Origin of the sequence: Pontixanthobacter gangjinensis, from assembly GCF_009827545.1 — a bacterium.
GTDB lineage: Bacteria > Pseudomonadota > Alphaproteobacteria > Sphingomonadales > Sphingomonadaceae > Pontixanthobacter > Pontixanthobacter gangjinensis.
On the sequence record NZ_WTYS01000001.1, the window covers coordinates 909,204 to 930,858 of the forward strand.

19 protein-coding genes and 1 tRNA gene are annotated in these 21,655 nt (G+C 56.6%); 7 read left to right on the plus strand and 13 right to left on the minus strand.

The window, feature by feature from the left end:
• Positions 1-23: 23 nt before the first annotated feature.
• The 7 genes from GRI36_RS04320 to GRI36_RS04350 all read right to left on the minus strand — a co-directional run bounded on the left by GRI36_RS04320 (position 24) and on the right by GRI36_RS04350 (position 7,388).
• Entirely contained in the window at positions 24-944 is a 921-nt protein-coding gene (locus GRI36_RS04320) for an RDD family protein (RefSeq protein WP_235902161.1), read from the minus strand.
• Positions 941-2,017 carry a stage II sporulation protein M gene (locus GRI36_RS04325; RefSeq protein ID WP_160597343.1) on the minus strand — a complete coding sequence of 359 codons (1,077 nt, stop codon included), beginning with the start codon at positions 2,015-2,017 and terminating at the stop codon, positions 941-943. The genes GRI36_RS04320 and GRI36_RS04325 overlap by 4 nt, the downstream gene beginning before the upstream one ends.
• Positions 2,014-3,342, minus strand: a complete 1,329-nt coding sequence (locus tag GRI36_RS04330) for a DUF58 domain-containing protein (protein WP_160597344.1) — start codon at positions 3,340-3,342, stop codon at positions 2,014-2,016. Before GRI36_RS04330 ends, GRI36_RS04325 begins: the two co-directional genes overlap by 4 nt.
• A 9-nt stretch (positions 3,343-3,351) precedes the next feature.
• Positions 3,352-4,308, minus strand: coding sequence for an AAA family ATPase (locus GRI36_RS04335; protein ID WP_160599053.1), 957 nt, complete (start codon positions 4,306-4,308; stop codon positions 3,352-3,354).
• A 41-nt stretch (positions 4,309-4,349) separates the two neighbouring features.
• The gene (locus GRI36_RS04340; RefSeq protein WP_160597345.1) at positions 4,350-5,681 is read right to left on the minus strand and encodes a DUF4350 domain-containing protein; all 1,332 of its coding nucleotides are present in this window, start codon (positions 5,679-5,681) and stop codon (positions 4,350-4,352) included.
• Positions 5,678-6,394, minus strand: a complete 717-nt coding sequence (locus tag GRI36_RS04345) for a hypothetical protein (RefSeq protein ID WP_328598350.1) — start codon at positions 6,392-6,394, stop codon at positions 5,678-5,680. Before GRI36_RS04345 ends, GRI36_RS04340 begins: the two co-directional genes overlap by 4 nt.
• 85 nt (positions 6,395-6,479) lie before the next feature.
• Positions 6,480-7,388 carry a prephenate dehydratase gene (locus tag GRI36_RS04350; protein ID WP_160597346.1) on the minus strand — a complete coding sequence of 303 codons (909 nt, stop codon included), beginning with the start codon at positions 7,386-7,388 and terminating at the stop codon, positions 6,480-6,482.
• A gap of 150 nt (positions 7,389-7,538) precedes the next feature.
• On the opposite strand from GRI36_RS04350, the gene GRI36_RS04355 reads away from it, so the two are divergent.
• Positions 7,539-8,210, plus strand: a complete 672-nt coding sequence (locus GRI36_RS04355; protein WP_160597347.1) for a c-type cytochrome — start codon at positions 7,539-7,541, stop codon at positions 8,208-8,210.
• A 108-nt stretch (positions 8,211-8,318) separates the two neighbouring features.
• Here GRI36_RS04355 and GRI36_RS04360 read toward each other — a convergent pair whose 3' ends face one another.
• Both GRI36_RS04360 and GRI36_RS04365 read right to left on the minus strand, forming a co-directional pair.
• Positions 8,319-8,984: an RlmE family RNA methyltransferase gene (locus GRI36_RS04360; RefSeq protein ID WP_160597348.1), complete on the minus strand. Its 666-nt coding sequence runs from the start codon at positions 8,982-8,984 to the stop codon at positions 8,319-8,321.
• Positions 8,981-10,222 carry a Ppx/GppA phosphatase family protein gene (locus tag GRI36_RS04365; RefSeq protein WP_160597349.1) on the minus strand — a complete coding sequence of 414 codons (1,242 nt, stop codon included), beginning with the start codon at positions 10,220-10,222 and terminating at the stop codon, positions 8,981-8,983. The genes GRI36_RS04360 and GRI36_RS04365 overlap by 4 nt, the downstream gene beginning before the upstream one ends.
• Before the next feature lie 224 nt (positions 10,223-10,446).
• Here GRI36_RS04365 and GRI36_RS04370 point away from each other — a divergent pair.
• From GRI36_RS04370 to GRI36_RS04385, 4 genes are all read left to right on the plus strand, one after another.
• Positions 10,447-10,520: transfer RNA gene (locus GRI36_RS04370), tRNA-Gln, on the plus strand.
• A gap of 109 nt (positions 10,521-10,629) precedes the next feature.
• On the plus strand, positions 10,630-13,881 hold the full coding sequence (locus GRI36_RS04375; protein ID WP_160597350.1) for an amidohydrolase family protein: 3,252 nt from the start codon (positions 10,630-10,632) through the stop codon (positions 13,879-13,881).
• Between the two features lie 141 nt (positions 13,882-14,022).
• Entirely contained in the window at positions 14,023-14,577 is a 555-nt protein-coding gene (locus tag GRI36_RS04380) for a hypothetical protein (RefSeq protein ID WP_160597351.1), read from the plus strand.
• A gap of 53 nt (positions 14,578-14,630) precedes the next feature.
• Positions 14,631-15,506: an LOG family protein gene (locus GRI36_RS04385; RefSeq protein WP_160597352.1), complete on the plus strand. Its 876-nt coding sequence runs from the start codon at positions 14,631-14,633 to the stop codon at positions 15,504-15,506.
• Here GRI36_RS04385 and thiD read toward each other — a convergent pair whose 3' ends face one another.
• The 3 genes from thiD to glmM are packed head-to-tail and all read right to left on the minus strand — an operon-like array spanning position 15,507 to position 18,259.
• Positions 15,507-16,685 (minus strand): bifunctional hydroxymethylpyrimidine kinase/phosphomethylpyrimidine kinase, encoded by a 1,179-nt coding sequence (gene thiD / locus GRI36_RS04390; RefSeq protein WP_160597353.1) that lies wholly within the window; start codon positions 16,683-16,685, stop codon positions 15,507-15,509.
• On the minus strand, positions 16,682-16,906 hold the full coding sequence (locus GRI36_RS04395; protein ID WP_160597354.1) for a DUF1272 domain-containing protein: 225 nt from the start codon (positions 16,904-16,906) through the stop codon (positions 16,682-16,684). The genes thiD and GRI36_RS04395 overlap by 4 nt, the downstream gene beginning before the upstream one ends.
• 15 nt (positions 16,907-16,921) lie before the next feature.
• Positions 16,922-18,259, minus strand: coding sequence for a phosphoglucosamine mutase (gene glmM / locus GRI36_RS04400; protein ID WP_160599055.1), 1,338 nt, complete (start codon positions 18,257-18,259; stop codon positions 16,922-16,924).
• Positions 18,260-18,370: 111 nt separating this feature from the next.
• Between glmM and GRI36_RS04405 the strand changes: the two genes are divergently transcribed.
• The gene (locus GRI36_RS04405; protein WP_202392118.1) at positions 18,371-19,639 is read left to right on the plus strand and encodes a dicarboxylate/amino acid:cation symporter; all 1,269 of its coding nucleotides are present in this window, start codon (positions 18,371-18,373) and stop codon (positions 19,637-19,639) included.
• A gap of 77 nt (positions 19,640-19,716) precedes the next feature.
• Positions 19,717-20,322, plus strand: a complete 606-nt coding sequence (locus GRI36_RS04410; RefSeq protein WP_160597355.1) for a superoxide dismutase — start codon at positions 19,717-19,719, stop codon at positions 20,320-20,322.
• A 66-nt stretch (positions 20,323-20,388) separates the two neighbouring features.
• On the opposite strand, the gene GRI36_RS04415 is transcribed toward GRI36_RS04410, so the two are convergent.
• Entirely contained in the window at positions 20,389-21,582 is a 1,194-nt protein-coding gene (locus tag GRI36_RS04415) for an AI-2E family transporter (RefSeq protein ID WP_160597356.1), read from the minus strand.
• Positions 21,583-21,655 lie beyond the last annotated feature (73 nt).

The following is a 21,655-nucleotide window of genomic DNA, read 5'->3' on the forward strand; positions in this document are numbered from 1 at the left end:
GCATATAGACTGGACCGTTTCGGTCACGAGAACTTGTCCAGCTTGCGCTTGCCGAACCGCATATCGCTTTCCAGCCTGGCTCTCAGTTGGCCGTAAAAGCTTTCGAGGAAAGCCCGTTCATCTCCAGCGCCGGGGTTCCAGCCGATTTTGGTGCAAATGGTTTCGGCAACCGCCTCGATTGCCTGCGGTCTGCCATCGCGCAATACGCGTTCCAGAGTCTGCAATTCATATTCGCCATAGACCGACAGCTCTTCGTCACCAAATCGGTATTGTGCGCCAGTGACATTGCTGGTGCCTGCCCCGACTGCTCCTTCGCTCGATAGCGTGGTCGCAAGCTTTTGCTCTGGTGCTTCGAGCACCCATGTACCCGCAATCAAATCGCCCGCCCGCATCGAATCCTTGTTGAAGAACGGGAACAGCAGGAAAACCAAGAACCACAGGAATGCGGCCCAACCCGCTGCGCCTCCCCCGCCGAATGGCGCGGACAGAAGCATCACCAGCGGCAGGAACAATTCGATATCGCGCAGCAGATTGCGCGCGACAATCGCCTCTGGCACGAGCCGCCCGCCGTCACGCGAAGCCACGCGCACACCGACAATCCGTTTGCCGGGTGTCGCGCCGCGCGGGCCCATTTCGAAAAACATGAAATAGCCGTTCCACGCGATGAACCACATCAGCGACCACAATACGAATATGAACTCCGTTGCGCCGGGCAATTTTTCGTCCACCGCGCCATTTAGGCTGCCAAAGCCGATAAACATCATCATGACCGTCAGCGATACTGTGCTGACCATCAAAATGAGGAAATCGAGCATCAAAGCGCCTGCCCGTGCCCCGCGAGAAGCGATGGTAAGTGGCAAGGCGACACCTTCAGGTGTTACCAAAATCCGTTGCCGCTTTGCCCGCCGGTCGCGAATTTGTGCTGGCATTGCCGGGCCGCTCATAACGCTGCCTCATCAATCTTTGGATATTTGCCTCGCCGGCCAAAACCGAAGAAATAGGCTAACCAGAATATCAGCATAAAGGTGCCGATAATCGCGCGCGCTTCGGTTCCAGCCAATTGGCGCGGGAAGGCTTCAAGCAATGCAGCAAAGATCAGCATTGTGACCACGCCGACCATGACTTGCGCCGCACGCTGTCCGCTTTCCGCCGCCGATGCGAGGATCGATTTTTGACCGGGAAACGCCATTTTTCTGCCGATATGGAGGCCTGCCGCCCCGGCCAGCAAGATCGCAAACAACTCTGTCGTTCCATGCACGCTGAGCCATGCGATAAATTCCCACGTCAAATCCTGGCTGGAATACAGCCACAACATTGCGCCAAGCACCGCCATATTGTGAACCAGCAACATCAGCGACGGGATGCCGAATGCAAATCCAAGCGCGAACGCAAGGATAGAAACGCCCGCATTGTTAGCGAAAAGCTGCGCGGCGAAAGCGGACATGCCCTGTGCGCTGTCTTCGACCTTCAGGGTCTCAAGCAAGACCTCGCGGCTGGCACCTGGAACTCTGGAATCAGTGAATTGTCCCGGCACCAGCGCATAATACCATTCAACATTGCGCGAAACGAGCAGCCATCCGGTAACCGTCCCTGCGACCATCACAAACAAAGCGACGCAGATATCCAGCCAGATTGCCTGAATCGACCGGCTCAGTTGCCCGCCCAAAAATTTGCGCATCCACGCCATCAGCCCAAGGCGCGGGCCATAGACTTGGAACCAAGCGCGCTGGACCAACGATTCAAGATAGGCCAGCGTTGATGCATCCAGCGATGTCTCGCGTGCGACAGCGAGGCTGGATGCAGCCATTCGGTAGAGCGTAGGCAGGGCAAGCACATCATCGTCTGACAATTTGCGCAAGCGGCCCTTTTCAAGCTCTTTCAAAATGTTCTCAAGCCGTTGCCATTCGCCCTCGCGCTTCAGCCGGAACCGGTCCGATCGCAAGGCCGCAGCTTCAATATCGGGTGCAGCCTTGATCTCGGCGGAGCGGCTGAACATGGCAATTGACGGGGCCCTCATCCAATGGCTCCGCTGCGTTTGATATCGAGATAGGAATCGATAAGCCGGTATCCGATCTGGTCCCACGGCGCTTCAATGATGTCGACGCCCATCTGGCGTAGGCGCTCCAGCACAATCTGGCGCTGGCGGCCTAATTGATCGGCAGTGACCGAGACGGCCAGCGAATCCAGAGTATCCGGCTCGGCAGTGGCCATTTCGGCAAGTTCCGCATCTTCCATCGTCACGAACAGCACCACATGTTTGTCTGCCAGCCTCCCAACGCTTTCGATCATCAGTTCGGCGCCCGTTGCATCGGTGAAATCGGTGAACAGCACGATCAGAGAACGGCGCTGCAGGCGCGCGGTCAATGATGCCATTGCAAGCGTGAAATTGGGCTCTTCAGCGTGATAATCGAGACCAGCTGCCGCCGACTGCAACTGGTGAAAAGCGCGGGTATCACCGACAAAGGGCGTCATGACCTCGGGCCGCTGAGCAAAGCCGCACAATGCAACGCGGTCTCCGCCTTTTAGGGCAACATAGGATGCGGTTAAGGCCGCTGTCACGGCTCGGTCAATTCGGGGTAGGCCTTCTATCGGCTCGCACATTGCCTGTCCGCAATCAAAGGCGAAGATGATCTGATTGTTGCGCTCACTTTCATTCTCGCGGGCATAGAGTTTGGTATGGCGCGCGCTGGCTTTCCAGTCGATGCGCCGGCGATCCATGCCGGCTTCGTATTCGCTAAGCGCTTCAAACTGGGTTCCTTCGCCGCGAATCCGCCTGGCAATCAGGCCAAATTGGGCATCGCGCAGGAAATTCTGTAGCTCAGGGGAGCGGATTGGCGAAAGGTCAGGCCAGATCCTTACTTCGCGTTCCAATTCTTGGCGCTCTTGCCTCGCACCAAGCCCTAGCGGCCCCGCCCATTGCAGCCACATGCCGGTAATGTCTGCCGTGCCCCGCCGTGTGGCGGTCACTTCAGCGCTACCTTGCCAGCTTGCGGTCGCTTCATGGTAACCCAGCGCCATATCGACTCTGCCGCTTTCCTGGAGGCGCGCATCGGCTGCGAGCGCAACCTCTGGTTTGGAGCCCGCGGCGCGGCCGGCAAATTCGGCCACGACCGAAAGGGCAAAAGGCTCGCCCACTTCACAATCTGCGGGTGTCACAACACGCCAATCCTGCAATCGCCCGGCCAGCAAGCCGTCGAGGACAACCAGCACCAGCAGCGCCACAGCGGCGGCCGGCACGACAATCCACGCATCGGGCGCGGTCGCGGCGATAACAATCGCCACTGGTGCGGCGAGTGCGGTAAGCCAAGCTGCGCGTGCCGTGGGTAGGATCGGGAAGTGCATTATGCCCGCTTAGCGGGGCGCCTCGGTGCTTTCGACCAGATCGGTCACCAGCATTTCGACGTCGCGACCCTCAATCTCCGCCGCAGGGCTGAGCACAAGGCGATGCCGCAGGACGGATATGGAAAGCGCTTTGACATCGTCAGGGATGACATAGTCGCGCCCATCCAGCGCTGCGCGGGCACGTGATGCATTGGTAAGCAGTACTGCCGCACGCGGGCTCGCACCGCTCGACAGATCGCCGCTTTGGCGTGTCGCCCGGATCAGCCTGACAATGTAATCGGTAATTTCGTCAGCCACCGTGACAGCACTCAAGGCCGCAGATGCAGCCGCGAGCTTTTCCGCGCTGGTTACAGCCTTTATTCCGAAGTCTTCGGGGTTTTGCGGGCCTTGTTTGTCGCCAAAGCGATTGACGATGGCGACCTCTTCTTCGGCGCTGGGATAATCGACCAGCAATTTGAACAAGAAGCGGTCAAGCTGCGCTTCTGGCAGAGGATAAACGCCTTGGTTCTCGATCGGGTTCTGGGTTGCCACAACCATAAACCGATCGGCCAGTTTATGGGTCTCGCCATCCAGCGTCACACGGCGTTCCTGCATCGCCTCGAGCAACGCGGCCTGTGTTTTGGGCGGGGTCCGGTTGATCTCGTCTGCAAGCAACAATTCGCAGAAAATCGGGCCGCGTGTCAGCGTGAAGGTGCTGGTCTGGAAGTTGAAGAGATTGGAGCCAAGAATATCGCCTGGCAGCAGATCGGGGGTAAATTGGATGCGCCCATAATGGAGGCCAAGAGCAGCACTGAAGCATCGGGCCAAGAAAGTCTTAGCCGTTCCGGGAGGGCCTTCGAGCAGGACATGACCTTGGCTTATTAACGCGATTAACAAGTGATCGATTGTCCCGTCTTGCCCGACCACTGCCTTGGCAACCTCTGCACGGATGGAATCGGCAAGGCTGCGAACATCAGCGAGGCTCATACCAGTATATTCACTCGCTGGCTGGGGCGCAGGTGTCTCGGTCATTTGGTCAACATCCTTTCGATGGATTTGAGCGCGGCTGCTGCGCGCAGTATATCGTGTGGTGATTTTGCATTTCGCAGATCGGCTGCGCGCTGCGTGAAACTGGGGGCATCGTTGATCCGGCGGGCTAGCGCGATGTCGATGGCTTCGTCGTCAATATGGCGCAGGGCCAATGCTTTGCCGAGGCGCGCGCGCATCATATCGGTATAGGGGCCAGATAGGAGATGCAGCCGCTTGCTACGCTGGATAAAGCCGGCGCTGTTCTTGACCAATCTGGCTTTACCGAAAGCTATCGAACGCCCTTCGGCGACAGGCGGCCCAAACCGGTGGAAGGCGCGCCATGCAATCACAATGAGCGCCAGAATCAAACACAAAGTCGCTGCAAGAAACGGCGGGGTAAATGCTAGAGTCAGCAGATTTTCGGACTGGCCGAGTCCGTTTAAGGTGAGATCGAAAGTGACCGGCAAATTGTTGCGCTGCATTGATAGGCTGACCAGTTCGACCGCCAACTCAGCGCGGCCTCGGTCGGCAAATCCGAAATTGTTCATCAAGTCGGGCTCAATCACGAACATCACCGGCCATTTATTCTGGTCGAGATGCTCGCCATTATCCGCATCAATGCCGGAAGCTTCGGACAGCAGAGGATAATAGACATCGTCGTCGATATATCCGGCGAAAGCTTCGCCCGACCGGCCAACAACCAAAGGGAACAACGCCGAATCAGAAGCCGAGAGGTGGCGCGAATCGGGCAATCTTCCCGCCATTCCCAAGCCCTGCCAAGTGATCAGAGCATTTGGATTTTCATTGGCGCTTTCCACAGTCAGAGAATATTCTTGTTCAAGATCATCGGTCCATTTGGGGCGTTGGCTGCCGATGATTTGTACCCAGCCATCTTTCGCTTCGCCGCCGAAGATTGCGGGCAATTGGAAAGCGGCCCACTTGGGCAAAATAACCATTGTCGGACCAACATAGCGCCGGTCATTGAGGACAGCGGTAATTTCTTCAGCCTCGGCATGGCTTGGCGGCGTCAGAATTAGCAGGCCGCCATCATCCAGGGCCCCCTTACTGCGCGAAAGCGATACATCGTAGCCTTCCGCCTCCAGCATCGCGGCGAGCGCAGCAAAGCCATTCAATCCTTTGCCCGCAGCGTGGGCTTGCCCGTCATTGATGTCTTCTCCGGTATTCCCCGAACCGATGAAATACAGCGTCGCAAAGAATGCGGCGGCGCCAAACAGCAGCAGGCTGAAAACAACTTTGGGGTTAAACGCAGCGCGGCTTGTGCCGGTTACCGTGTCGGTCACATGGCTGGATGTTGATGCGGCAGAACTCATCCGCCATCACCGGAAAGACGCTGCAACGCGAATTGAGCGTAGGCAGATCGCGCTGCTTCCCAATCTTCGACGCCTAATTTATTGAGCGCAAACAGGCTTCTTTCAACTCGCCCGGCAATCGTTCCGAATGCAGTGCGAGCGGCTTGCGGTAAGGCGGGCAATATTGCGAGTTCGCGAGCGGTGCTAGATGGTTCGACCCAATCGGGCCGCGCATCGGAAATCTGGCGCACACTGCGCTTCAGCAGCAAATGGGTTGCGCCATCATAATCACCCCGTGCCGCCAGCTGGTCAGCTTCATCGAGGAGCGCGATGGCCTCGCCTTGTTCCGGTATCCAATCTTCGGCCGAGGAATCATTATCCTTGGACCCGAATTCGAGCACGGGCGCGAGCAGTTTCCACAACAGATACAGCAGCATCGCGATAGCGACCCCAATCAGCACCCATTTCACGATTGGCCAACTGCCACCAAAAAGCTTGCCAATCGGCTCTAACAGGCTTGCCAAGAGTTCTAAAAAATCTTCCAGCCAGCTGGGGGGATCCGCTGGTTTGGGCTGTTCGAATCCGGTCGGCGAATATTGGATCGAATCATCAGCGCGAACCGCATCATAGCTGCTGGTGGATGTGCCACCCCCATCCGGTTCGATTTGCGCGTTCCCTGTCGTCACAAGACAGGTCGTGGCAGAGCGCAAGGCGCGGCGCAATAGCGTCTTCACGGAGAGCGAATGAAATCAGATAACTTGGGCCGTTTTTAAGCAAAGATGGCAGTAAGACCGGTTATAAGGTTAGGCTATTGCGAGATTAACCACGCGGCCGCGCTTGAAGGTAAGTGCCGAGGATACGCAGTTCTTTGCAATGGAATGCCAGTTCTTCGAGTGCGCGGTCCACCGCCGGGTCACCCGGCGCGCCAATTATGTCGGCGTAAAACATGGTTGCTGAAAAGCTGGCGCCTTTCTGGTAACTTTCGAGTTTGGTCATATTGACACCGTTGGTCGCAAATCCGCCCATCGCCTTGTAAAGCGCGGCAGGGATGTTCTTCACCTCGAATACGAAAGTGGTCATCGTGGTTTGACCCTCCAGCGTCGCGGGATCGAGCGGCTCGCGTGCAAGAATGACAAAGCGGGTCATATTGTCGGGCGCGTCTTCGACCTTGTCTTCCGCGATTGTTAGTCCGTAAAGGTCAGCGGCCATTTTGGGCGCTATTGCCGCGACACTCGGATCGCCGCGTTCGGCAACATAGGCAGCCGCGCCAGCAGTATCGGCATGGCTCAGCGGCACAATATTGCGACTGCGCAGGAAATGCCGCGATTGGCCGAGCGCCTGCGGATGACTGTAAGCTGCTTCAAACGGGCCAAGTGAACCGTCAGCGTTGGGCACAGCCATCAGCGCGTGGGTAATTGGCATGAAATGTTCCCCCACAATGGCGAGTCCGCTTTCGGGCAGCAGGAAATGGATATCCGCCACCCGGCCATTCTGGCTGTTTTCAATCGGGATGATCGCGCAGCCAGCGCCGCCATTGGTCACTGTGTCCAGCGCATCGGCAAAGCTGAAGCACGGGAGCGGGAGGAAATCTGCCGCCGCCTCGGTCGCGGCGCGGTGTGAATTTGCTCCGGGCGAACCTTGGAAGGCGACTGCACGTTGAGGCGCTGCGGCTGCGGTTGCTTGCATTTGCTCGACCATGGCGAGCGCGGGTTTTGGAAAACTTTTCATTGCAACATCGCGACTAACCATGCGCCGCGCATCGGGCAATGGTGCAATTGCAGCAACATTTCATGCAATCCCAGCTATTGCAGTCTGGTGCGAGCGTCCCTAAAGCCACGCGCAACACTGCACACACTATATAACGCGGATAATTTACGCATGGATGATCGTTTCAATACTGCCGCTGGCTGGGTTCTGTTTGCCGGAATCATCGCGCTTGGCCTGTCTTATATCAGTTCGGTCGTGTTCGGCGTGGATCGCCCTGAAACGATGGGGTATGCGATCGAGGTTGCTGATGCAGGGGGCGGCAAGGATGCCGGACCAGATCTCGGAACGCTGCTGGCAGCTGCGGACGTTGGCCGAGGCGAGACGGCTGCAGCGGCGCGTTGCGGCACTTGCCATACATTTGATCAAGGCGGGGCCAGCGGTACTGGCCCGAATTTATGGCAGACTTTGGGTAAGCCGCTCGCCGGCCATGCTGGTTTCGCAAATTATAGCGGCGCACTGAAAGCGCGCAGCGGCGAAACTTGGACACTCGAAGCAATGAACGAGTGGATTTTGAACCCCAAGGGCTTTGAGCCGGGCACCTCAATGGGTTTTGCCGGTTTGAAAAATAATGAAACACGTTCGGACATTGTGGTTTATCTCAACAGTCTTGGGTCGAACCTTCCATTGCCTGCTCCGAAGGTAGCTGAAGAAGTGTCCGCTGAAGGCGAAGATGGTGCCGCTGAAGGTCCGGGCGCAGTCGAAGGCGCTGCACCTGATGCGGTTGAAGCGGCTGGCGCGATGGGCGCTGCCCAGCCAGTCTCGCCTGACCAACCGACGACTTAAGCCGTCCAATCAGCTGGGTGTTCGCTGCTAGACAGTTGCTTCACCCTGACATGGTTCAAACCAACGAAAGCCCCTGCATTCGCGGGGGCTTTTTGTTGGTGTGTGGTATCAGCTGCGCCCTTTGAATCCTTGAGCGATGACATACCATTCGGATGAACCTTTGCGGCTCGCCGGTGGTTTCGCATGTTTGACAGTCTTAAAATGCTTTTTCAGCAGATCGAGCAAATCGCGGTCGGTACCGCCTGCCAGCACTTTGGCGATGAACGTACCGCCGGTTTCCAGAGTTTCTACAGCGAACCACGCTGCGGCTTCCACCAAACCCATCGTGCGCAAATGGTCGGTCTGCTTATGCCCAACCGTATTGGCCGCCATGTCTGACATGACCAGATCGGGCGGCCCGTCGAGCGCGTCCTGCAGGCGCGCTGGCGCTTCATCCGCCATGAAATCCATCTGGAAAATGGTTACGCCTTCAATCGGATCAGTTTCGAGCAAATCAATCCCGACAATTGAAGCTTTTGGCGCGATTCTGCGGACCGCTTGGCTCCACCCTCCCGGTGTAATTCCCAGATCGACTACGCGTTTGATGCTTTTGAGCAGTTTGAATTTCTCGTCGAGTTCGATCAGCTTGTAAGCCGCGCGGCTGCGATAGCCGTCAGCTTTCGCTTTCTTGACATAGGGGTCGTTCAACTGGCGTTCGAGCCATTGGTTTGACGATTGCGTGCGCCCCTTGGACGTCCGAACCTTTTTATCGGGATCCTTGCCTGGCCTACTCATGTCGCATTCCTTATGTCCTGCATGCGCTGGTCACCTTGGACATCCGCCGCCATCATGCTGCGTAAGATACCTTCGCGAATACCGCGATCTGCCACGCCGAGGTTTTCAGCGGGCCAAATGTCGAGAATTGAATCAAGTATCGCGCAGCCAGCCACCACCAGATCGGCGCGATCATTGCCAATGCACGGCAAGGCTCCGCGTTCTTCCAGCGACATAGCCGACAGACGCGTGCTGATGTCGCGCATGGCCCGTGATTGTACGATTAGTCCGTCAACCTGCCTCCGATCATAATGCGGCAGTTCCAAATGCAGGCTGGCCAATGTCGTGACCGTGCCGCTGGTGCCCAGCAAGCGTATTTCGCTCGCACCTTGCCCGCGCACTGCGATTCTTTCAGCAAAGGGGGCAAAACTGTCAGAAACTATTCTACGCATTTCGGCATAGCGGGCCAAGCGTTCTTCGCGTGTGCCCTCAGCGCGACCGACCGTATCGGTTAGCGATACAACGCCCCATGGGACGCTTTGCCAATCCAATATTCGGGGGATTTTACCGTCCGGTTCTATCAAGATCAGCTCGGTTGAACCGCCGCCGATATCAAAAATCACGGCCGGCCCTTTGCCATCAGCAAGCAGGATGTGACAGCCTAGGACCGCCAGCCGCGCTTCTTCTTTCGCTGTGATTATATCCAGCACAATGCCGGTTTCCTGCCGGACATGCTCGATAAAGGCTGCACCATTTGCGGCGCGGCGACATGCTTCGGTCGCGACCGACCGCGCCAAATGGACGTTTCTTCGCCGCAATTTCTCGGCGCACACTTGCAAAGCAGCAAGCGTGCGGTCCATCGCTTCATCGCTTAATCGGCCCGACATTGCGAGGCCTTCACCCAGCTTCACCACCCGGCTGAAAGCGTCGATTACGGTGAAGTTCTCGCCCTCGGGACGGGCGATTAACAAACGGCAATTGTTCGTACCCAAATCGAGCGCAGCATAGGCTTGCTTGCGGTGCAGTCCTGCTTTCTGAGGGTTGTGGAAATTGGGCTTTTCAGCCTGTCCATTTGACGCAACTGGATCATTGCGTTTGCCGCCAGGCCGGCGCGATTGCCCCTTGGCGCGCGTGTGCGATTCCGAATTCGCCTTGGGCTGAGGGGGGGAGCGATAGCGAAAATCTGCCACCTTGCCGGACTTTTCGGCCCCTCTTTGACCAGCCCTATTGTTATCGTCCGGCGGAGAGAAATCCGCCATTTTCTGTACTTTCTTTTTCCTCTCGCGATGTGTTCACGAGGACTTGGTGGTGACGCTAACGGCGAAGACCGGTTTGGGCAAGGATATTGGGCAAGCATATTGGGCGGATAAGCGAGTCTGGAACGGCTTGACGTTGACCTCACCTGAATCTACCTGCGCCTGCTTGCAGCTGGATGTACCCTCTTTTAGGGCCAAAGTTGCCGGGCCGAGATGCCCTCCGCTGATGCCCCGTCGTCTAATGGTAAGACTGCGGACTCTGACTCCGTCAATTGAGGTTCGAATCCTCACGGGGCATCCATCTCTTACCGCACTTTCGCGGTATGCCTGTCGGCATTTGCGCCTGACCCTCTGGCAATATTCTGCTTTGGCCTTAGAACTGGCCCGATATTGATCCAGGGGAAACTAATATGAAATTGTCATCCTTACTGCTCTGCACCAGCTTGCTTGCTATTCAACCTGCGCTCGCCTGTGTTGCCCACTCGCAAGAAGCAGAGGCGCCGGCTGACGGGGATGTCGCAGCGAAGGCCGGCGAGGATGATGTGAAATGGGATGTGTCCGCACCCACAGGTGCGACAATCAAGCAGGTTCCCATCAAGACGGATGAAGGTACATGGATGGATGTCGATCTGTCACCCGATGGCAGCCGGATCGCTTTCTCGCTGCTCGGTGACATCTATACGATGCCGGTTTCGGGTGGCCAGCCAACCCGGATTTCCGAGGGTTTGGCGTGGGAAGTCCAACCGCGTTTCTCTCCCGATGGCAGCCGGATTGCTTTTACCTCCGACCGGGGCGGGGCGGATAATATCTGGATTATGAATACAGACGGTTCTGATCCGGCGCAGGTGACCAAGGAAAATTTCCGATTGCTCAACCAGCCGAGCTGGAGCCCCGATGGCCAATTCATCGTGGCGAAAAAGCATTTCACAACTGGCCGTTCGCTCGGCACGGGCGAGGTGTGGGTCTATCACGTATCGGGCGGCGGCGGGGTGAAGCTCGTTGCGCGGCCTAACGAGCAGCACCAGAAGGAATTGGGCGAGCCGATCTACGCCCCCGATGGCAAGTCGGTTTATTATACCCGCAACATTACCTCTGGTCCGATCTTTGAATATGCGCAGGATTCGACGCAGGGCATCTTTGAAATCGAGCGTTATGATCTTGAATCGGGAGAGACGACAACAGCCGTTTCCGGATTTGGCGGCGCAGTCCGCCCGACCCCCTCGCCCGATGGCAAGAGCATTGCTTTTGTCCGGCGCGATAAGGATCAGTCACAGCTGTGGGTGAAGGACATCGCCTCTGGTGAAGAGCGGAATATCTATGGGGCATTGGACATGGATGTGCAGGAAACCTGGTCGGTTACCGGGGTCTATCCCAATATGGATTGGACGCCTGACAGCCGCTCGCTTGTGTTCTGGGCAGGCGGCAAATTGCGGCGCGTTGGTGCAGATGGAAAGGGCGCCAGCGTCATTCCATTCAGCGTAGATGATACGCGCGGCGTGGCCGATGCGCCGCATCCGGTGATTGACGTTGCCCCTACCAGTTTCACGACCAGCATTCCCAAATTCGCCACTGTTTCGCCCAATGGCCGCAGCATCGTGTTTGAAACCTTGGGCAAGCTTTACATAAAACCTGTTCGCGACGGTTCGCCAAAACGTTTCACCAGCAGCACTGACGCATCGGTTGAAGCTTTCCCGAGCTGGTCACGCGATGGATCGCGTGTCGCATTTGTGCGTTGGACCGATGGCGGGCTTGGCCAGATTGTCGTGAGCAATGCGAATGGCGGGGCGGAGCGCGTGATAACTTCGCAGCCGGGCCATTATGCAGAGCCGCGCTTTTCGCCCGATGGCGGCACAATCGTATTTGAAAAACGTGGTGGCGGGTATCTCACCTCGCCCAAATGGTCAGAAAATAGTGGCGTTTACAGCGTTGCCGCGACCGGCGGTACACCGAAGCTGATTTCGCGCAGCATGGGCGATCCGCAATTTGGGTCGGACAATGACCGCTTGTTTATGGTTGGACGCGAAGGTGGTGACCTTGCATTGGTATCGACTGACCTAAACGGAGAGTCTAAGCGCGTTCATGCCAAGGGCGATCTGGTCAACGCGTTCTCGGTTGCCCCAAATGGCAGATTTTTTGCTTTCCGCCAGAACTATGAAGTGTTCGCGATGCCGCTGATGCCCGGTGGGCAAGCGGTGTCGGTTGGACCCGAGGCCAGCGCGTTGCCAGTGGTCAAAGCCAGTAGCGGTGGCGCTGATTATATTGGCTGGTCTGGCGGCGGCGACACGCTGAATTGGAGCATGGGGCCGCAGCTTTATTCTGCCGCGACAACGGCAATGTTCCCGTCCGCTCCTGGAGACGAGACAGGGTTTGAGCCACCTAAAGCGGGCGTTTCACTCGCCATGATGAAACAGGCGGACAAGCCGAGTGGTACAGTGGTGCTGACCGGAGCCCGGGTCCTGACCATGTCGGGCGAGGGTGCCGGTGCTATCGAAAACGGTACAATTGTGATCAAGGGTGACAGGATCATTGCGGTCGGTGCGGCAGGTTCGGTCGCCATGCCGGCAGGCGCAAAAACTTTAGATGTCTCGGGTAAGACAATCATGCCGGGACTGGTCGATGCACACGCACATGGTCCGCAGGGGACTGGCGATCTGGTGCCGCAACAAAATTGGGCGCTGGTGCAAAATCTCGCGCTTGGCACCACTACGATGCACGATCCTTCCTCGCGCGCGAGCATGATCTTTTCTGCGTCAGAGCGGCAACGGGCCGGCATGTTGCTGGCGCCGCGTATCTTTTCCACCGGAGAGATCATCTACGGCGCGAAGGCACCGGGAGTGTATGCCGAAATCAACAATTATGATGACGCGCTGGCGCATGTTCGTCGGATCAAGGCGCAAGGCGGCATTTCTGTGAAGAACTACAACCAACCGCGCCGTGAGCAGCGCCAGCAAGTGGTCCGTGCAGCGGCGGCTGAAAACATGCTGGTGGTGGCCGAGGGCGGGTCACTTTACGGAATGGACATGAATTTGGTCGCCGATGGCAATTCCACCGTCGAACATAATGTGCCGGTTGATGTGATGTACGAAGATGTGTTGCAATTCTTCAGCCAGAGCCAGTCAAATTACACCCCGACTTTGGTGGTGACCTATGGCGGTCTGGCTGGCGATCCTTATTGGCGGCAGGCAACCGATGTATTCGATAATCCTTTGCTGGTTCACACACCGCCCAAGCAATTACTCGCAGCTACTGCGCGCCGCACCAAGGCACCCGATTGGGCGTTTGTTGACGACAATGCTGCGCGAGAGGCCAAGAAACTGGCAGAGCGCGGGGTCAAAGTCTCCATCGGCGCGCATGGGCAGCAAGCTGGCATCGGGGCGCATTGGGAGCTGTGGAGCTTTGTCCGCGGCGGAATGTCGCCAATTGCCGCTTTGCGCGCAGGCACCATCGCGTCTGCGCAATCGCTCGGGATGGACCGGGACATTGGCAGTATCGAGGAGGGCAAGCTTGCCGATCTGATCATCCTTGATGCCGATCCGAGCGCGGACATCCGCAATTCAGACAAGATTGCGCAGGTTATGCTGGGCGGGCGCCTGTACGATGCGAAGACCATGAACGAGGTCGAGACCGGCGATGCCAAGCGCCTACCCTATTGGTGGGAATGACGCCGATAGCACTAACCCAGAATATGCCATCCGGCGCGGGGAAGCACATTGTGTTTGACAAAATCGCCGCGCCGATACAGATATTATTGCAATTGATTATCAATAGTAATTGATTCATCCAGCATAGCCGAAAGTCATTTCATGAGCCGCGCAAAGACACGCAATCTTCTGGTATTGTGCCACCTATTTCTCGCGGCATTGATTGCCCCGATGTTTATTTTGGTCGCAATCACCGGCTTTAATTATTTGACAGATAACAAGGGTGAGACGATTGAAACCGAGCTTACGGTTGCTGAAGGCACGGTGCTCGATCAGGATGCGCCGACAATCGAGGATGATGTCCGCGCTATTCTTGCTGGAAATGATCTGCCACAGAATTTCGAATATCTGAGGATGCGTCCTGGTTCGATCACAACGAGACCAACATCGCAGGACTTCGTTGAGCTTAAAGATAATGGCGGGGTGTGGACGGCAACCTTGCACAAGCCCTCACTGCAATACCGGATGATGGAACTGCATAAGGGGCATGGACCAGAGAAGTTCAAAATCTATCAGATGGTCGCGGCGATTGCTTTGTTCCTGATTGTAATTGGCGGCGTGTTGGTCGGACTGATGGCTCCGGCGTACCGCAACAAAACACTGGGTTCGCTAGTGGTCGGTACCATTTTCTTCGTCCTCCTCGCGTTCATTATTTGAACCCCTTCACCTGACAGCTTGCCCCGCTTGTTCGGGGCCAGTAGGGCGGGCATATGACTGAAAAGAAAACCGATCACGAACTGACAAACCGCAAATTCTACCGCGCTGATGAAGAGGCAAAGTTCACCGAAACCAGCCCGGAAACAACTCCTCAGACACAACACCCGGCTTATAAGCTGGCATTCCGCGATACCGATTTCATGCTGCGCGACGAACTGCGTCCGGTGCGCTTCCAGCTTGAATTGCTGAAGCCAGAGATGCTGCTTGAAGAAGCTGGCGTTGGTTCAACGCTGGTAATGTATGGTTCGGCCCGCATCCCTTCACCTGAAAAGGCCGAGGAACTGGTCGCAAACGCAACGCCTGAGAAAAAGGCCGTGGCTAAAAAACTGGCCGAAAAGGCCAAATATTACCAAGAAGCCTACACGCTGGCCAAACTGGTGAGCGAAAAGTCAATCATCGAAGACGGCAAACGCCAGTTTGTTGTATGTTCGGGCGGCGGACCTTCGATCATGGAGGCGGCCAATCACGGTGCATCGGATGCCGGTGCAGAGTCCATCGGACTCAATATCATCCTGCCGCACGAGCAAGCGCCCAACGCTTATGTGACGCCGTATCTCTCGCTTAATTTTCACTATTTCGCTTTGCGCAAAATGCACTTCCTGCTCCGCGCGCGCGCTGTAGCGGTTTTTCCGGGCGGTTTCGGCACGTTTGACGAATTCTTCGAGCTGCTAACGCTGATCCAGACCGGCAAGATGAAGCCGATCCCGATCATGTTGTTCGGCAAAGATTTTTGGAACCGCGTCGTCGATCTTGAGGCGCTCGCCGATGAAGGCACGATCAATCATGACGACCTCAAGCTGTTCCATTGGTGCGAAACCGCCGACGACGCATGGAAACATATCGCAGAGTTCTACGAGCTTGAGCGGTAGTCAGCCTATCCGCCACGGCGGGTAACGGCGATCTTCGCCAGCCGCATAAAAGCAAATCCGGTTTCCGCTTGGATCGGTGATCCAGCTTTCGCGCCAGTTCCAGCTTTGGTCTTGCGGCGCGGGACAGGCAATGCCGTTTGCGCGAAGCCGATCAAGCTGCGCGGCGAGATCGAGGCACTCGAAATAGATGGAGGCACCGCCGGTTTCGTCATGTCCTGTTGATATGGACAGCGTCGTTCCGCCGGGGCTTTCAAATCTTGCATATCCGTTTGAGGGGCTGTCTACAATTTGGATTAGGCCCAAGGCACGATAGAACAGTACCGTTTCACCGTACTCGCCAGCCGCCAGAGTGATCTGGTTTAGTCGCGGCTCATCGGTTAAATCCATGCGCACAGATTGATGGCCAAGCGGTCCGGCCTTAGCACCGAAACCGGGCGCATCATGCAGCGCCAGCCGCACAAATTCGATAGCGCGTGCCGTTGCAGCTTCCAAAGCCAAACCTTGACCCAAGAATGTCGCCAGTGCGCTTGAGAGGGTGCAGCCTGTACCGTGGGTGTGGCGCGTATTGATGCGCGTCCCGCCAAATCCCTTCGAGGTACCATCGGGTGCCATCAACAGATCTAAGAGAATTTCTCCGTCGCCGTGGCCACCTTTGGCCAGAACATGGCAATCATGCTTCGCTGCCAGATGAGCTGCAGCCGCTGCGATGTCAGTCGAACTTGAAGCAGGCATGTCAGTTAGCGCGGCAAGCTCCGGCAGGTTGGGTGTAACGACAGTGGCGAGGTCCATAATTTCACGGAAGGCGGCAATAGCCTCAGCATCTGCGAGCGAAGACCCGCTTGTCGCAACCATAACCGGATCGAACACAATCGGGATCGCGTCAGGCTGAGCGATGAGCATGTCCCATACCATCAGCGCGGTCGTGGCCGATCCGATCATGCCAATCTTGATCGCATCTATTCCGATGTCGGTGCTGCAAGCTTGGAATTGTTTGAAGACCATGTCGCTGGTGACAGGTTGAACCCCTTGCACGCCCAGCGTGTTCTGCGCGGTAATGGCGGTGATCGCGGTCATTGCATAACCGCCAAGCATCGTAATTGTCTTGATGTCCGCCTGTATGCCTGCGCCGCCCGAACTGTCCGACCCGGCAATGGCGAGGATACGGGCCGGATTGGTCATGCTTTGAACATGCGTTTTGTGCTGGCCGCGTTCTTTTCTTGGAGTTTTTTCGAGCGGGTCGGGCGGTCCATCAATTCACCGCCGCAATTGGGGCAGATGTCATCCACCTGATCGGCGCAACTGGCGCAGAATGTACACTCAAAACTGCAGATGAATGCTCCGGGCGCTGCGGCCGGCGTATCTGTTCCGCAGCGTTCGCAATCGGGGCGCATTTCAAGCATGATTAGCCTCGATCATTACGCCGCATCCCTAACGGCGTCACAAATCCGGTCCACGAGGCGATGTACCTGCGCCTCATCATCGCCTTCCGCCATTACGCGGATGACAGGCTCTGTGCCTGACGGGCGGATAACCAGTCTGCCAGTGCCCTCAAGCTCCTTCTCCGCTTCGGCGATGACAGCTTTGACCGTGTCATTTTCCAGCGGAGCGCCACCTTCATAGCGGACGTTCTTGAGTAATTGCGGCACGGGGTCGAACAGATGCATCAACTCGCTAGCCTTCTTGCCCGAGCGGACCAGACTTGCGAGCACGCGCAATGCGGCGGTTGTCCCATCCCCGGTCGTGGCGTAATCAAGCATGATCATATGACCCGATTGCTCGCCGCCAACATTGAAACCGCCTTCGCGCATTTTTTCGAGTACATGTCGGTCGCCGACTTTGGCGCGTTCAAGAACCAAGCCTTGCGATTGTAAATAGCGTTCAAGACCAAGGTTGCTCATCACCGTGGCGACAATTCCGCCGCCGGTCAGGCTGCCGCGTTCTGCCATGCGGGTTGCGATCAGCGCCATCAATTGGTCACCATCTACGGTGCGTCCCATCTCGTCGACAACGATCAGCCTGTCCGCATCGCCATCCAGCGCAATGCCGACATCCGCACCTGTTTCAACAACTTTGGCCTTCAGCGCGTCAAGCGAGGTCGAGCCAACCCCGTCATTGATGTTGGTACCGTTCGGATTGACGCCCAGCGTGATAACTTCTGCACCCAATTCCCAAATAGCCGAAGGCGCAACTTGGTAGGCAGCGCCATTGGCGCAATCGACAACGACTTTCAGTCCGTCGAAACGTATCTCGCTCGATACGGATTGCTTGACCGCGTGGATGTAGCGTCCACGTGCGTCCTCGATCCGGCGGGCGCGGCCGACCTTTGATGCAGGGACCAATTCTTGCTCGCCCATAATCGCTGCTTCGATTGCCAGCTCGTCTGCGTCTGACAACTTGAAACCATCGGGCCCGAATAGCTTGATGCCATTGTCCTCGTACAAATTATGGCTGGCTGAAATCATCACACCCATGTCGGCGCGCATCTCCCGGGTCAGCAAGGCGATGGCTGGCGTCGGCAGTGGACCTGTCATGATGACGTCCATGCCCACGCTGGTGAAACCGGCCACCAGCGCGCTTTCCATCATATAGCCCGACAGGCGAGTGTCCTTGCCGATAACCACACGGTGGCGATGGTCGCCGCGCATAAAGTGGCGGCCAGCGGCCTGTCCTACGCGCATTGCGATCTCCGCCGTCATAACCCCTTGGTTGGTGCGCCCGCGGATCCCGTCAGTGCCGAAAAACTTGCGTATCATGGTATTATTCTCGCTATCGATTTCGCTCGCAACAAGCTTGCTCATTTGCCACGGGCTTCTGGCGCGATTAGGCAGCAATGTGAAGGGGCAGCCTGCCTCGGGGGACATGATTTGACACAGGTTAAGCAGGCACCAATTGAACTGGTGACCATTCGTCTGCCGGTATGGTGGACATTTGGAGGCTTGATTGCGGGCCTGACGCTGGGCTTGCTTATGGCGGATACCGGCTTGTTCGAGGCAATTTCACAGTTTACCAACTTGCTCGGTAAATTATGGCTGCGCGCCTTGCAGATGACGATTATCCCTCTGGTTGCGGCCTTGCTGGTGCTTGGGATATCGCAAATGGCGCAAGCGGCGAAGGCGGGTAAGGTGGCCCGAATGATGCTTGGGCTGATGTTCGGGGTACTGCTGCTGAGCGGTATCGTTTCAGCTATGTTTATGCCCGCACTGTTAGCGGTGTTCCCGATCCCCGAAGCGGCATCGGCAATTCTGGTCGCTGCTGATGCGGAGGCACAGCAAGTGCCCGGCATATGGGCATTTCTCGAATCACTAATTGCGCCAAATCTGTTCGCCGCAGCTGCGGAGACGGCAATGTTGCCGCTGACCATTTTCTTCGCGCTGTTCGCCGTGGCCATATCGGGATTGCCTGACGGCCAGCGCCAGACTCTGATCGGGTTCTTCCACGCGCTCGCCAACGCAATGTTGACGATTATCGGCTGGGTTTTGTGGATTGCTCCGCTTGGTGTGTTCGCCCTTGCGCTTGGTGTCGGTGCGCGGAGCGGGGGCGATGCGTTTGCCACCTTGGGTCATTATATTCTGACAGTGACCGCAATGGGCGCTTGCGTGCTGATCGGCGCATATCTGCTCGCAATGCTCGGTGCGCGAATGTCTCCGCTTAAATTTGCAAAGGGAATTTTACCGTCACAAGCGGTCGCGGTTTCTACGCAAAGCTCGCTCGCCAGCCTGCCTGCGATGCTCGACAGTGCGAAGCGGCTTGGTGTCCGCGATGCCTCTGCCGATTTCGTATTGCCACTAGCAGTTGCGATTTTCCGGGCAACCAGCCCGGCGATGAATATGGCGGTGGCAATTTATGTTGCGCATCTGGTGGGGCTGGAACTGACGCCGGTAGTGCTAATTGCCGGCATTGCGGTGGCATTTATCATCAGCGTCGGATCGGTCAGCCTGCCCGGTTCGATAAGTTTCGTTGTGTCGATCGGCCCGATTGCAATAGCCATGGGTGTTCCGGTTGAACCGCTTGCCTTGCTGGTTGCGGTTGAGATGCTGCCTGATATTATGCGCACGCTCGCCAATGTGACAATGAATGTCGCGGTGACGGCCACCGTGGACCGCGTGGCTGGTGATACAGGGCCAGCAAATTGAATTTCTTGCAACGCTTTACCAACTTGGGCGTTATAGAATTAGACCGGTAGAAATTTCAGTTATTTTAGGAAGAGATTATGGCTTTTGAACTCCCCGCACTCCCATATGCAGACACCGCACTTGCTCCAGCCGTTTCGGCGGAAACATTGTCATTCCATCACGGCAAGCATCACAAAGCCTATATCGACAAGACAAACGCTGCGATCGAAGGCACCGATCATGCCAATGCCTCGCTTGAAGAAGTGATTGCGGCATCGCGCGGTTCAAACCAGGGCCTGTTCAACAATTCAGCGCAAAGCTGGAACCACGCATTTTACTGGCATTCGATGGCAGCAGAAAGCGGCGCGGCATCTGACGAACTGACTGCGATGATCAACGACGCCTTTGGTTCGTTGGATGAGCTTAAAACGAAGCTTGCCGATCGCGGCGCCGGCCACTTTGCCAGCGGCTGGGTCTGGCTTGCAGAAAAAGACGGCAAACTGTCAATCGAAGAGACGCATGATGGCGATACGCTGGCTGATAGCGGCTTTAACCCGCTGCTGACCGTCGATGTGTGGGAGCACGCATATTATCTGGACCACCAAAATGCGCGCCCTGCATATTTGAAAGCTGTAATTGAAACCAAGCTGAACTGGGCGTTTGCCTCGGAAAATCTGGCTCGCGGAACGACTTGGACCTTCTAAGTCTGGTTTAGACAGCAATTTGGGATGCCCGCTTCGATTGTATTCGGAGCGGGCTTTTCTTTGTGTCTATGCTGCTGGTTCGTCTGAAGAACCTTCTCCGCTACTTAGTCCAATCCGATCGGCTGGAAACAACGGCTCGCCAAAGACAAACCCGACAAGATTTGGGCGTCCCACGTGGTCAAAGAACGCGGTCAGCATTAGCAATATCGGCACCGACAGCAGCGCGCCGAAAACGCCCCAAATCCATGAGAAATAGCTGAGAGCTATCAAAATCATCACTGGACTCATGGTAAAACGAGCCCCCAAAATCGACGGAGTGACTACGTTCGCTTCTACTGTGTGCATACCCAGATAAGCAGCCGCAGGAATTAGACCAAGCAGCAGGGTGTCTGCGGTGCCGAGGCCAAACAAGGATAGCAGCGCGGTCATTAGCAGCGGTCCGATATAGGGCAGAAAGTTGAGCAAGGCAGCGAGGCCGCCCCACATGATCGGTGCCTCTACTCCCAGCGCCCAAGCGCCCAGCGCCACGACGATTCCGACACAGCCGTTGATCCAAGCCACTGTCAAAATATAAGCAGCAACGCGGTCCTGAACTTCGCGCATTACCCGAGCGGCCTTGATGCTGGTTCCAAATGATGCCCGGTCGAATAACAAATGGCGCCTCAGCCTGACCCGCGATTCAATCATGAAAAAGGTCATCAAGAAGGTCAACAACACTTCGATCAGCAGGCTCGGCGTGGCAAAGGCCACTTGCTGGATGACAGATGGGCTGGCCAGCACAACTTCGCGTGCGCCTGATTGCCCCATCAATTTGGATAATTGCTCGTTCGCTAGAGCCAGCCAGGCAAATTCCTTCTGAAACTCCGAGAACCGCTCCCCAACCTTTGCGGCCATAGCGGGTGCGCTATCAAACAAATCAACCGCAGGTTGCAAAATCAACGCAAGTGCCAGCAATAACACCGCGAACAAAGTCAACAATGCAATCAAGGATGCCAAAACGTTAGGGATTCCCCAACTGGCTAGCTTGTCCGCCAACGGCGACAGGATGATCGTCAGCACTATCGCTGTAGTCAGCGGCAGAAAGACCACCGATCCGATTGACAAGACAAAAGGCAGGGCGAGGAAAAGACCCATGCCGATCAACAAAACTAGCGCTGAAATCAGCCGTAATTCTTGCTGGGCGAAGGCTAGCCGCTGGCCCGCGTTGGATGATTGAATACTCTCTGGCGTAGATTCAGAATCTTGCGACGGCGTTTCCATAGCTTCCTATCTGGTCGCAACCGCGGGGCGGGGCAAGGCCCTCCTTAGGGAGATAGTGCACCGACTGGATGCC